The 12,227-nt window shown below is 70.1% G+C and carries 11 protein-coding genes; 2 read left to right on the top strand and 9 right to left on the bottom strand.

What is annotated here, in order from left to right:
• Positions 1-12: 12 nt before the first annotated feature.
• From FHR90_RS01285 to FHR90_RS17290, 8 genes are all read right to left on the bottom strand, one after another.
• Positions 13-1,524, bottom strand: coding sequence for an efflux transporter outer membrane subunit (locus FHR90_RS01285; protein ID WP_176622314.1), 1,512 nt, complete (start codon positions 1,522-1,524; stop codon positions 13-15).
• A 147-nt stretch (positions 1,525-1,671) separates the two neighbouring features.
• A complete protein-coding gene (locus FHR90_RS01290; RefSeq protein WP_176622312.1) occupies positions 1,672-2,499 on the bottom strand; it encodes an aldo/keto reductase in 828 nt (275 codons plus the stop codon).
• 155 nt (positions 2,500-2,654) lie between these two features.
• Positions 2,655-3,683, bottom strand: a complete 1,029-nt coding sequence (locus FHR90_RS01295) for an aldo/keto reductase (protein ID WP_176622310.1) — start codon at positions 3,681-3,683, stop codon at positions 2,655-2,657.
• Between the two features lie 73 nt (positions 3,684-3,756).
• A complete protein-coding gene (locus FHR90_RS01300) occupies positions 3,757-5,001 on the bottom strand; it encodes a multidrug effflux MFS transporter (RefSeq protein ID WP_176622308.1) in 1,245 nt (414 codons plus the stop codon).
• An 8-nt stretch (positions 5,002-5,009) separates the two neighbouring features.
• On the bottom strand, positions 5,010-6,191 hold the full coding sequence (locus tag FHR90_RS01305) for a lactonase family protein (protein ID WP_176622306.1): 1,182 nt from the start codon (positions 6,189-6,191) through the stop codon (positions 5,010-5,012).
• Positions 6,188-7,636 carry a metalloprotease TldD gene (tldD, locus tag FHR90_RS01310; protein WP_183274615.1) on the bottom strand — a complete coding sequence of 483 codons (1,449 nt, stop codon included), beginning with the start codon at positions 7,634-7,636 and terminating at the stop codon, positions 6,188-6,190. Before tldD ends, FHR90_RS01305 begins: the two co-directional genes overlap by 4 nt.
• 26 nt (positions 7,637-7,662) lie before the next feature.
• Positions 7,663-8,925, bottom strand: coding sequence for an MFS transporter (locus FHR90_RS01315; RefSeq protein WP_183274672.1), 1,263 nt, complete (start codon positions 8,923-8,925; stop codon positions 7,663-7,665).
• A gap of 11 nt (positions 8,926-8,936) precedes the next feature.
• Positions 8,937-9,377: a hypothetical protein gene (locus tag FHR90_RS17290; RefSeq protein ID WP_176626795.1), complete on the bottom strand. Its 441-nt coding sequence runs from the start codon at positions 9,375-9,377 to the stop codon at positions 8,937-8,939.
• A gap of 155 nt (positions 9,378-9,532) precedes the next feature.
• Between FHR90_RS17290 and FHR90_RS01325 the strand changes: the two genes are divergently transcribed.
• Both FHR90_RS01325 and FHR90_RS01330 read left to right on the top strand, forming a co-directional pair.
• Positions 9,533-10,219: a TVP38/TMEM64 family protein gene (locus FHR90_RS01325; protein WP_183274616.1), complete on the top strand. Its 687-nt coding sequence runs from the start codon at positions 9,533-9,535 to the stop codon at positions 10,217-10,219.
• A 93-nt stretch (positions 10,220-10,312) separates the two neighbouring features.
• Positions 10,313-11,575 carry a multidrug effflux MFS transporter gene (locus FHR90_RS01330; RefSeq protein WP_183274617.1) on the top strand — a complete coding sequence of 421 codons (1,263 nt, stop codon included), beginning with the start codon at positions 10,313-10,315 and terminating at the stop codon, positions 11,573-11,575.
• Here the strand turns inward: FHR90_RS01330 and FHR90_RS01335 are convergent.
• The gene (locus tag FHR90_RS01335; protein WP_183274618.1) at positions 11,547-12,179 is read right to left on the bottom strand and encodes a TetR/AcrR family transcriptional regulator; all 633 of its coding nucleotides are present in this window, start codon (positions 12,177-12,179) and stop codon (positions 11,547-11,549) included. The two genes, FHR90_RS01330 and FHR90_RS01335, sit on opposite strands and share 29 nt — an antisense overlap.
• Positions 12,180-12,227 lie beyond the last annotated feature (48 nt).

Genomic DNA, 12,227 nt, shown 5'->3' on the forward strand with positions numbered 1-12,227 from the left:
CGGGCAGGGCGGTCATGGCAGTGGCGAGCTCAGCAGCCCGGGCGGCGGTGGCGGCATGTCGTGACGGTTCCACCAGCCGCCGCCGAGGGCGGCGAACAGCGCAATGGTATCGGCGTAGCGGGCTGCACGGGCCCGGATCAGGGTGAGGGATGCGGTCTGGTAGGTCTGCTGCGCGGTCAGCACGCTCAGATAGCTGACCCCGCCCAGTTTGAACTGGAGCGACGCCAGCGACAGACCGCGCTGTGCCGCATCCGCGGCGGTCAGGGCCGCGCGCAGCCCGACCGCGTCGTTCTGGAGTGCCGCGAGCACGTCGGCGACGTTCTGGAACGCGGCGACCACCGTCTGCCGCCACTGCGCGGCCGCCTGCTCCATCGCTGCGCGCTGGGCACGCTGGGCATGCAGCAGCTGCCCGGCATCGAAGATCGGCTGCACCGCCTGGTTGACCAGCGACCACATGCCGTTGGTCGGGCTGAACATCTGATGCACGTCGGCCGCCGTGGTGCCGACCCCGGCTGTCAGCGTGACATTCGGCAGCCTCGCTGCGATCGCGACCCCGAGGGCGGCTGTCTGCTGGTGCAGCAGCGCCTCTGCGGCGCGGATGTCCGGTCGCTGGGCGAGCAGTGCGGACGGCACCGAGACCGGCACCGTTTCAGGCAGGGTGAAATCGTCGAGATCGAAATCCGGCAGCGCAGCTTGCGAGGGCGCGCGGCCGAGATAGGCGGCGAGCTGGTCGCGGGTCTGGGCGAGCTCTGTCAGCAGCGGCACCAGGATGGTCTGCGCCTGGGCGAGCTGCGCCTGCTGGGTGGCGAGGTCGGTGCCGGTCGCGCCTCCGGCCTCGAACTGCGCATGCACGGTGTCGAGCTGCTTCTGCTCGAAGCCGATCAGCGCTTTCTGTACCGCGATCTGGCCGGCGAGCGAGGCGGCCTGCACCGCGCTCGCGGCAACCCCGGAGGTGAGCGTCAGATAGGCCTGCTCGAGCTGGAAGCGTTGGTAGTCCGCGCCGGCCTGCTGCTGCTCGATCGCGCGGCGCAGCCCGCCCCAGATGTCGAGCGTGTAGCTCAGGTTGAGCTGGGCGCTGTAGGCGCTGATCGTCGGCGCCGGACCGGGGATGCCGAGATAGGCCTCGGGCTGCTCGGAGCGCGTGCGGCTGATCGTGCCGGAGATGGACGGAAACAGCGTGCCGGTCTGCTGGAGGGTCTTCTCCTGCGCCTGGCGCAGGGCTGCGTCGGCAGCCTCGATGGTGGGGCTGTCGCGCATCGCCGTTGCGACCAGCGCGGTCAGCGCGCGCGAGCCGAACAGCGTCCACCATTGCCCGGGCAGATCGGCACCGGCCGACAGCGTCTGCGCTTCGCCGCCGCCGATCTTCGCCGAAGCGGTCCGCTGGGCGATCGGCTGTTCGCTGACCCGTGAGGGCCCGTCGATCGACGGGCGGTGGAAATCCGGGCCCACCGCGCAGCCGGCCAACAGGATCGACAGCAGGCACGGGCAGGCGAGGCGCGGCAGGAAAGGAAAGGGCAGGGGCATCGGTTCCATGGGCAGGCGTGGCGTGCCTCCCCAAGCAGGTTCCGTGCCAACCGGCAAGTTACTGCGGAAACCGGCCGTTCGTATCGTCGCCCCGAACCGGAAACATGGCCTTCCGCGTCACAATCTGACGCGGAAGGCCACATGGCATCACAGCATGGCGAGATGCCGCTTGCGCTTGGGCGGGGCGAAGGCCGCATCCAGTTCGGCCAGGTCCTCGCCGGTCATTTGCAGCTTCGCCCCTTCGATGTTGTCGCGCTGATGCGCTGCCGTGCCGGCCTTGGGGATGGCGAGCATGTTGTCCTGCCGCAAGACCCAGGCCAGCGCGACCTGCGCCGGTTTCGCACCGTGGCGTTTGGCGATCGTCGCCAGCGCGGGATGCTGCAGCAGATCGCCACCCTGACCGAGCGGCGAATAGGCCATGGTGACGACCCCGGCCTCGCGGTCGCGTTCCAGCAGGTCGAATTCGGTGCCGCGATACTCGAGGCTGTAGAGGATCTGGTTGGCCGCACAGTCGGGGCTGACCGATTCCAGATTTTCCATGTCATCGACGTCGAAGTTCGACACCCCCCAGGCGCCGATCTTGCCCTGGTCGCGCAGCCGCTCGAACCCCTCGACGGTGTCCGACAGCGGCACGCCGCCGCTCCAGTGCAGCAGATACAGATCGACGTGATCGGTGCCGAGACGCTTCAGCGACGCCTCGCAGGCGCGCTGCACGCCCGAGGTCGACGCGTTCGACGGCAGCACCTTGGTGACCAGATAGACCTCGTCGCGCCGCCCGGCGATCGCCTCGCCGACCAGCTTTTCCGAACGGCCGGAGCCATACATCTCGGCCGTGTCGATGACGGTGAGCCCCGCATCGAGACCGACGCGCAGCGCCTCGATCTCGGCCGCGCGTTTCGCGCTGCTGTCGCCGATGTTCCAGGTGCCCATGCCAAGGGCCGGCACCGTGGTACCGGCAATGGTGACGGTTTTCATGGTGTGATCCTCGGTTGATGTTCTTTCTTGCAAGAAAGAACCAAAGAACTTTTAAATTTTGGGCGGCTTCGGAAAGTGCCGCAGCATTCCGAACCGCCCAAATCGAGTCGAAGTCTTTTTGCTTCTTTTTCTTCAGAAAAAGAAGGAATCCTCCCTCACACCGGCGCCGGATTTCGCTCCCTGAACCCCGCCTGATGCCAGTAGGGGTAGGGAGCAGGCAGCGCCGATGCCTCATCCAGCCTTGCCACCTGATCCGCGGTGAGATCCCAGCCGATCGCGCCGAGGTTCTGGATGAGCTGATCCTCGTTGCGCGCGCCGACGATAACGCTGGACACGGTCGGGCGTTGCAGAAGCCAGTTCAGCGCGATCTGCGGCACCGTCTTTCCGGTCTCCTTCGCGATCTCGTCGATCGCGTCGACGACCTTGTAGAGATGGTCGAGCTCCACCACCGGACCGCCGACATCGCCGCCCTGCGCGAGACGGCTGCCCTCGGGCAAGGGCTGGCCACGACGGATCTTGCCGGTGAGGCGCCCCCAGCCGAGCGGGCTCCACACGATCGCGCCGATGCCCTGGTCGAGGCCGAGCGGCATCAGTTCGTGCTCGTAGTCGCGGCCGACCAGCGAGTAGTAGGTCTGGTTGGCGACGTAGCGCGGCAGGTTGTAGCGGTCGGCAACTCCGAGGGACTTCATGATGTGCCAGCCGGAGAAGTTCGACACCCCGACATAGCGGATCTTGCCCGAGCGGACGAGACCGTCGAGCGTGTCGAGCGTCTCTTCCACCGGGGTCTGCGCATCGAAGCCGTGCAGCTGGAAGATGTCGATATGCTCGGTGCCAAGCCGTCGGAGCGAGCCTTCAACGGCCTCGATCAGATGGCTGCGCGACGAGCCGACATCGTTGGGCGCGCCGGAGAAGCGGAAGGTGGCCTTGGTCGAGACCAGCACCTTGTCGCGACGCCCCCTGATCGCGGCACCCAGCACTTCCTCGGAGCCGCCTTTGGAATAGATGTCGGCGGTGTCGAAGAGGTTCAGGCCATGATCGAGACACAGATCGACAATGCGGGTCGCCTCGGCGGCTTCGGTCGCGCCCCATTTCTCGAAGAACTCACCGCGGCCGCCGAACGTGGCGGTGCCGAGGCTGAGAGCGGGGACGGTCAGGCCGGAGCGGCCCAGGCGTCGGAACTGCATCGTCGAACTCCATCGCTGTGCGGTGTTCGATATCGGGGCCGGAGCCGGGGGCTTCAACCCGCCGTCGTGAGGTTCACACGGGCGCTGCACGCACCGAGGCGGTCATCGCGAACGCGCCGGCACACAGCATCGCCGCCAGCGGCCACAGGGCGGGATGCAGCGAGAGCGCGGACATCAGCGCGCCGGCGACGGCGCCGAGCGCATACTGGATGGTGCCCATCAGCGCCGAAGCGCTGCCGGCCTGGTGCGGATGCGGTACCAGCGCGGCCGCGGCGGCGTTGGAGAACACGAAGCCGAGCGAGCCGATACAGACGAAGCACAGCCCCATCACCGGTATGACCGGCGGGTGATGGTCGCAGAGGACGGCGAGCAGGGCCAGCCCGAGCGCGCCGGCCAGGCAGAGCGAGGTGCCCAGATACAGCAGCCGCCGCAGGCCGAGCCGGTGCACCAGCGCGGCATTGGCCTGGGTGGCGGCGATGTAGCCCATCGCATTGAGGCCGAAGGCGATGCCGTAATCGCGCGGGCTCAGCCCCAGCAGGGTCTCGAACACCATCGGGCCGGCAGCGAGATAGGTGAACATCACGAAGCCGCCGAAACCGCCGGCGAGCGCGTTGGTCACGAAGGCGCGGTCGGCGAGGATGCGCACGAAGCGCTCGAGCATGTCCATCGGCGCGAGCCCGGCGCGCATCGAGGGCGGCATCGTGTCGGGCAGCAGCCGCCAGGCGGCGAACAGGCTGAGCGCGCCATAGAGCACGGTGATCCAGAACAGGTCGCGCCAGGAACCGAAGGCCAGCAGCGCGCCACCCAGGGCCGGGGCGGCGATCGGCACCACGCCCATCACCAGGGTGAGGCGCGACATCGCCCGGGCGGCGGCAGGGCCGGAGGCGATGTCACGCACCATCGCGCGCGGGATCACCATGCTGGCCGAGCCGCCGATCGCGGCCAGCACGCGGAAGATCGAAAGCGCGGTGAGCGAGCTGGCCGTCGCACAGCCGATCGAGGCCAGCGTGTAGAGAGCCGTGCCGGCGAGCAGCGGCGCGCGGCGGCCGAACCGGTCCGACAGCGGCCCCTGGCTGAGCTGGCCGATGGCGAGGCCGACGAACCAGGCCGACAGCGTGATCTGCACGCTGCCGGGCGCGCAGTGCAGGTCGCGCTCGATGGCGGGGAAGGCCGGCAGGTACAGATCGGTGGAGAACGGTCCCACTGCAATCAGCCCACCGAGCAGGAGGGTGAGCCAGAGCGGGAAGCGGGCGGTTCCGGGCGGCGGGGGACTGGCAGGCTGGGACGGCAGGCGGTCGCGGGTCGATGGCAGGCTCATGGCTGCGCTTATGACAGGAAACTCATCGTCACCGGGCTGCCGATCCCGAAATACTGACCTGTGAAGGCGAGCTGGCCCGAGCTCTGGTCGATGCGGAAGGAGGTGATGCTGTCGCCGCGCTGGTTGGCGCAGAACAGGAACCGGCCGGACGGGTCGATGGTGCAGTTGCGCGGGTAGTCGCCGCGCGTCCAGGTCTCGTCGATCAGGCGCAGGCGCCCGTCGGCGCCGATCGCCAGCACGCTGATCGAATCGTGCAGGCGCTGGGTGGCGTAGAGGAAGCGGCCATCGGCCGAGATCACCAGCTCGGCGGCGAGATTGCTGCCCGCGAAGCCCAGTGGGAGGCTGCGCACGCGCTGGAACGGGGTCAGCGCGCCGGTGACAGGGTCGAAATGGAAGGCGTCGATGGCGGAATCCTGCTCGCTGAGCACGTAGACCGTGCGTCCATGGCCGCCGAACACCAGATGGCGCGGCGCCGAGCCGGGTTCCAGCGCGACGAAGGGCCTCGCCGCCGCGCGCAGCCTGCCGGTGGCGAGATCGATGGAGAACACGTCGATCCGGTCACGCCCGGCGTCCACCGCAAGGACGAAGCGCCCCGTCGGATCGGCCCGGACCATGTGCATGTGCGAGGCGGCATGGTCCGATTTCGCATGGTTGTCCGGCGCGGTGGCGGGGTGCTCGGGACCGCGCGGTCCGGTGCCGGGGACGATATCGGCGGCGGGCGCGAGCTGTCCGTCGGGCTGGCGGACCGGCAGCACAGAGATGTTGCCGCCCATGTAGTTCGCGCACAGCACGTAGCGGCCGGAGGGATGCACGCTGACATAGGCGGGAGCAGCTCCCCCGGAGGCGACCTCGTTGAGCCGGCGGAGGGAGAAATCGCCCGGATCGATCGCCCAGGCACTGACCGCGCCGTCGGATTTCTCGTCGAGCGCATAGAGGTTGCGCCGGGCCGGATCGATCGCGATCCAGGACGGATCGCCGGTGGTGACCTGGGCGATCTTCGACAGCGCGCCGCTGTGCGGCTCCATGCGCACCAGGGTGATGCCGGGACCGACCCCCTGATTCTCGGCCGAGGTATAGGAGCCGACATAGGCAAGGCCCTGGCGCTCGATCGGTGCCGCGCGGCCAGTGGCGGAGCGCGCCCATGGCGCCGCCAGGCCCGCGGCGAGCAGGGTGCGGCGGCGCAGGCTCATCGTCCCGTACCGCCCACGGTCAGCCCGGTCATCTTCAGGGTAGGCTGGCCGACGCCGACCGGCACGCCCTGGCCCTGCTTGCCACAGGTGCCGACGCCGGGGTCGAGGGCGAGGTCGTTGCCGATCATGCTGACCCGGTTCATCGCGTCCTTGCCGTTGCCGATCAGGGTCGCGCCCCGCACCGGGGCGGTGATCCTGCCGTTTTCGATCAGCCAGGCCTCGGAGGCGGCGAAGTTGAAGTTGCCGGAGGTGATGTCCACCGAGCCGCCGCCGAAATTCGCCGCATAGATGCCGCGTTTGACCGAGGCGATCATCTCTTCCTTCGTGTGCTCGCCCGGTGCCATCACCGTGTTGGTCATCCGTGGCATCGGCGCATGCGCATAGGATTCGCGCCGTCCATTGCCGGTGGGGGCGACGCCCATCAGGCGGGCGTTGAGGCGGTCCTGGATGAATCCGACCAGGATTCCGTCCTCGATCATCACCGTGCGGCCGGCCGGCGTGCCCTCGTCATCGACGGTCAGGCTGCCACGCCGGTCCTCGATCGTGCCGTCATCGACGATGGTGACCCCTTTCGATGCCACCCGGCTGCCGACCAGCCCCGCGAACACCGAGGTGCCCTTGCGGTTGAAATCGCCCTCGAGGCCATGCCCGACCGCCTCGTGCAGCAGGATGCCGGGCCAGCCATTGCCCAGCACCACCTCCATCTCGCCGGCCGGCGCAGGGCGCGAGTCGAGATTGACCAGGGCGAGGCGCAGTGCGCTGTCGCAGGCGGTTTTCCAGTAGGTCTCGGCCAGCACCGAGGCGTAGGGCTGGCGGCCGCCGCCGCCGAAGCTGCCGCTCTCGCGACGGCCATCCTTCTCGACCACGACGGAGACGTTGAGCCGCACCAGCGGGCGCAGGTCGGCGACGCGCTGGCCGTCGGCTCGGATGATCTGCACCGCCTGCCACTCGGCGGCGAGCGAGGCGGAGACCTGCACCACGCGCGTGTCGGCGCCACGCACATAGGCGTCGATCCGGCCGAGCAGCGCGGCGCGCTCTGCGAAGGTGCTCTCGTGCAGCGGGTTGAAATCGGCGTAGCGGCGGGCATTGGAGGCGCGCGGCCCTTCGCCGGCCTCGCCGGAGCGGCCGCGACGCACCGCGCCGACCGTCTCGGCGGCACGGGCGAGGGCGGCTTCGGAGATCTCGCCGGCATGGGCGTAGCCGCTCTCCTCGCCGAGCACCGCGCGCAGGCCGAACCCCGACGAGGTGTCGAAGCTGGCGGTGCGGATCACCCCGTCATCAAGGCTGAGGAATTCGCTCTCGCGGTATTCGAGGAACAGCTCGCCGTCATCCATGCCGGCCAGTGCTGCGGCGGTGAGCCGTTCGGCACCGTCGCGGTCGAGCGCGCTGGCGGCGTCGTCGAAGAACAGTCGGTCGGTGGCGGCGAGGGCGGAGATCGCGGTCATGTCGGTCTTTCGGCGGGGCTCGCCTTTCAATATAGGCGCAACTGGCGAGATCGCCACCATGCCGCACCCAGTGTGGCGAGCACCGGCCCGAGCGCGCCCAGCGCGCCGAACAACGGCGTGGGAGCGATGCCGGCACGCTGCAGGGCGGCGATCGCCAGCGCGCCGGCGACCATCGCCGCCGCCGACAGCGTGTTGGCGCGCGCGATCCAGCGGGCGCGCTGTCCGGGCGGGCTGGCAGCCTGCAGGATCGCGCCGGCCGGCACGCCGATCAGCCCGGCGCAGACCGCCATCGCCACCGCGTCGGCGAGCATCGGCGCAGTGCCGGCGGCGAGCAGCGCCTGCCAGTCGCGTGCCGGGCCGGCCGGTGCGGACAGATGGGCGGCGCGCCGGCAGAGATCGAGCATCGCCAGGCCCAGCCCGACGCTTCCCGCCAGCGCGGGGGCGAGGCTGATGCGCCCATGCTGCCATCGCGCGGCCAGCACGGCGCCGGGGCCGATGCCGAGCGCGAAGGCGCCCAGGGCGAGGGCCGCGGCCTGCGAATCGCCGCCGAGCGTCTGTTGCACCAGCACCGGCAGCAGCGCCATCGCCAGGCTGCCGGCGAGCCAGAACCAGGTGCCGGCGACCAGGGCGGCGGCGATCGCGGGGTCGAGCCCGCGCCAGCCCGGCAGCGCGCCGTCGCGCTCGCCGGCCGGGCGCGGCGGGGCAGGCGGGATCAGCATGGCGGCGATCAGGGCGATGGCGGCGGTGGCGAGCAGCGCGGCGGCGAGGGCGAGACGCGGCCCGTCGTGCCGGCCGTCGAGCAGCGCGCTGCCGTTCAGCCCGCCGGCGAAGGTGCCGGCGAGAATGGCGAGGAAGGTGGTGGTCTCGATCGCGGCATTGGCCGCCGGCAGGCGGGGCTTGGGCAGATGGTCGGGCAGCAGGGCGTATTTGACCGGCCCGAACAGGGCGGCACAGACACCGTAGCCGAGCAGGGCGAGATACAGCAGGGCGGCCACGGCGTGGCCGCGTGCGCACAGGCCGGTCATGGCGACCACGGTGCAGCCGAGCTCGGCGGTCTTGATGTGCCGGGCGAGGCGGGCGCGGTCGCACCTCTCGGCGAGGCGTCCGGCAAAGGTCGAGCCGAACAGGAACGGCAGCACCAGGGTCGCCCCGACGATCGCCACCCCCGCCCCGGCCCAGGCAGCGGGCAGGGTATAGAGCAGGATGATCGCCAGCGCCGACTTGAGTAGGTTCTCGCCGAGTGCGGCGCTGGCCTGGCAGACCAGCAGCGGCCAGAGGGACCGGCCGATGGGGTGCGGTCCTAGCGGTTCAGGCCGGACTGGACCGGCGAGAGCGTGCCGGGCGCGGAGAGATTGGCGCCCGGCGAGGGCGAGGAACTGCCATAGGCGCTGCCGAACTGCCCGATCGCGGCGTCGGTGTTGGCGTCGCGGCCGGAGCCGGGGCGATAGCGCGATGTATTGAGCCAGCCCTGCTTGCCGCGATAGGTGCCGCCCTCGAACTTGTTGATCACGTCGCTGTTGTAGGTCGGCAGTGCGACGAAGTGGCGCTGGCCGTGCACGGTGAAGTTCTCGGTCGAGCCTTCCATCGGCGCGGGCGCATCGGCGCCGACCTTCGCCGCATCCGCGCCGCGTACCGTCGTGCCGGGCGGGGCGGCGATCGCAGTGGAAACGAGCCCCAGACCGGCCAGGGAAGCGAGCCAGTGCGGTGTCAGGCGGCGCGTCGCCTTGGGGGGAGGGCTCATCACGATGGTCTCTTTCCGGCTTCGTTCAGCTCGATCATGCGGGCGCGACATGTGTCGCGATTACGCAAGACCCAACATGGGTTGCCGCAGTGCATCATGCAAACGAAATGCGCCTCCCCTTGCGCAGGGCGGGGCAGCGTCCGACAACCGCGCCGATGACGATGCCCACCACCGATCGCGAGGCGCCGCCGGCGGCCGGGGCGGCGACGCTGCTCAGGCCGGCGCTGACCGTGGCGGTGCTGCTCGGCGTCGGCCTCGGGCTGCGGGTGCTGCTGCTGCACCATGGCGGTCTGGCGGGGTTGCAGGATCTGCGGCTGCCGTGGTGGGAGTTCACAGCGCTTGGAGCGGTGGTCTGTGCGGTCGGGCTGCCGCGCCAGGCGGTCTGTTTCGCCGCCGCCTTCGCCTATGGCACGGGTGCCGGGCTGGGGCTCGCCTTCGCCGCCAACCTGATCGCCTGTCTGGCCGTGTATGGTCTGGCGCGCGGGCTGGCGGGCACGATGCGGACGCGCTGGCTGCGGCCGGACGGGCGCGGGCGGCGGCTGGTCGCCCGGCTGCGGGCGCGGCCGTTCGTCGCGGTGCTGACCCTGCGCCTGCTGCCGGTGGGCAGTTCGCTGCTGATCAACCTCGCTTCCGGGGCTGCCGGGCTGCGGCTGGTTCCGTTCGCGCTTGCGACCGCGTTGGGCAGCCTGCCGCAGACGGTGATCTTCACCCTGCTGGGCGGTGGCACGCGGATCGGCCATGTCGGTCAGATCGGGCTCGGCATCGGGCTGTTCGTGCTGTCGGGGCTGTGCGGTGTGGCGCTGCTGCGGCGCAATGAGGCAGAAATCGGGCCGGCGGATTAAATTGCTGCATTGCGGCATTTTTTGTCTTGAGACCGGTGGGCAGCGCTCCTCATAGTCGCGGACACGATGACCCAACCCGCGAGAGTCATGCCCATGCGCCCTTCCGCGCACGCCCCGTCGGCGTTCTGGCTGCGGCTGATGCCGGTGATCCTCGGCATCCTGACCGCGGTCGGCCCGGTCTCGACCGATATCTACCTGCCGGCCTTCCCCGCGCTCGAGCACAGCTTCGGCACCGCCGCCGGCTCGGCGCAGATCACGCTGGCGGTCTGGTTCATCGGCCTCGCCTGCGGGCAGATCACCCAGGGACCGTTCTCCGACCGCTTCGGCCGACGGCTGCCGCTGCTGCTCGGCGGCGTGCTCTACACGCTGGCCTCGATCGGCTGCGCGCTGGCGCATGACCTGTGGAGCTTCACTGCCTGTCGTTTCATCGCTGCCCTCGGCGCCTCGGCGGCCATGGTGGTGCCGGCCGCGACCGTGCGCGATGTCAGCGAGGGCGCCGAGGCGGCGCGCAAGATGTCGACGCTGGTGCTGATCATGGGCGTGGTGCCGATCCTGGCCCCGGCGATCGGCGGCGTCGTGCTGGGCTTCGCCTCCTGGCGGGTGATCTTCTGGGCTGCGGCGGTCTATGGCGTGGTCTGTCTGGCCCTGGTGTGGCGGGTGCTGCCGGAGACGCTGCCGCATGAGCGCCGGACCGCGCTGCCGCCGGTCGCGCTGCTGGCGCGCTATCTTCACATCGCCCGCGATCCGCAGTTCTCCACCAATGCGGTGATCGGCGGCTTCTCCGCTTTCGTCTGTTTCGCCTATCTCGGCGGCGCGCCGGGCCTGTTCATCCGGGAACTGCATTTCAGTCCTACCCAGTTCGGCGTGCTGTTCGGAATGAATGCGGTAGCGATGATCGGCGCGAGCCAGGTCAACGGATTGCTGGTGCGCCGGGTGGGCGTGTCGCGCCTGCTGCGCTTCGCGGTGGCCGGCACGATGGCGGCGTCTCTGCTGCTGCTGGCGGCCAGCCTTGCCGGGCGGGCGCATCCCACCGCGGCGCTGTTCGTCGCACCGGTGATGCTCTGCCTCGCGCCGCTGGGTCTGGTCGGGCCGAACGCCACCGTCGGTGCGCTGGCGCGCCACGCCCAGCATGCCGGCAGTGCCGCCGCCCTGCTCGGCACGCTGCAATACCTGCTGGGCGCGGCCTCGGGCTTCATCATCGGCCTGCTGCCGGGCGGCACGCCGCTGTCGATGGCCGGGCTGATGGCGGCGGGCGCGCTCGGCATGGTGCTGGCCGACCGGGTCAGGCTGCGCGACGAGCGCCGCCACGGCACGCCGTCCATCGATCTCAGCACGGCTGCAATGGCGGTTCACTGATCGCCGACCCGCCGGCCCCGCGCCGCCGCAAGGCATACAGTGCGAGGCCGGCGCGCTCGCGCAAGGTGGCGTCGAACTCGTGACCCGAGACCGCGTGCTTGGTCACCTCCAGCAGCCCGTCGAGCAGATACGTGGAGAGGGTCAGATCGAAGATGAGCTGCCCACCCGCCGTCGGGTCGGTATCGGGCAGGCTTCCGGCGGCGATCTCGGTGGCGACCCAGGTCGCCAGCACGTCCTGATCGCGTTCGAGCAACAGGCGGGTGAAGATGTCGCGCATCGTCTCGGTCTGGCGCCGCTCGGCGACGATCAGCCGGATCAGGGCCAGGCGCTCGGGGGCAAGCAGGAGGTCAGCGAAGCGGCCCAGCAACGCGGTGAGGCGGTCGAGATGGTCGCCGGGGTCGGAGCTGGTCTGCGGGGCGATGTCATGCTCGAACAGCCGTGCGCGCACCAGATCCTCGAACAGCGCTGCCTTGGACGAAAACAGGCGATAGAGCGTCTTCTTCGACATGCCCGCACGGCTGGCGATCGCATCGGTGGTGGTGGCGGTGTAGCCATCGCGCAGGAACAGCTCCGAGGCGGCGTCCAGCAGCGTGCTCCGCCGCATCTCCTCTATCCCGCCGCTCACCGTGTTCCCCGCCTCATTGCGGCCACG

Origin of the sequence: Endobacter medicaginis, assembly GCF_014192375.1 — a bacterium.
Lineage (GTDB): Bacteria > Pseudomonadota > Alphaproteobacteria > Acetobacterales > Acetobacteraceae > Endobacter > Endobacter medicaginis.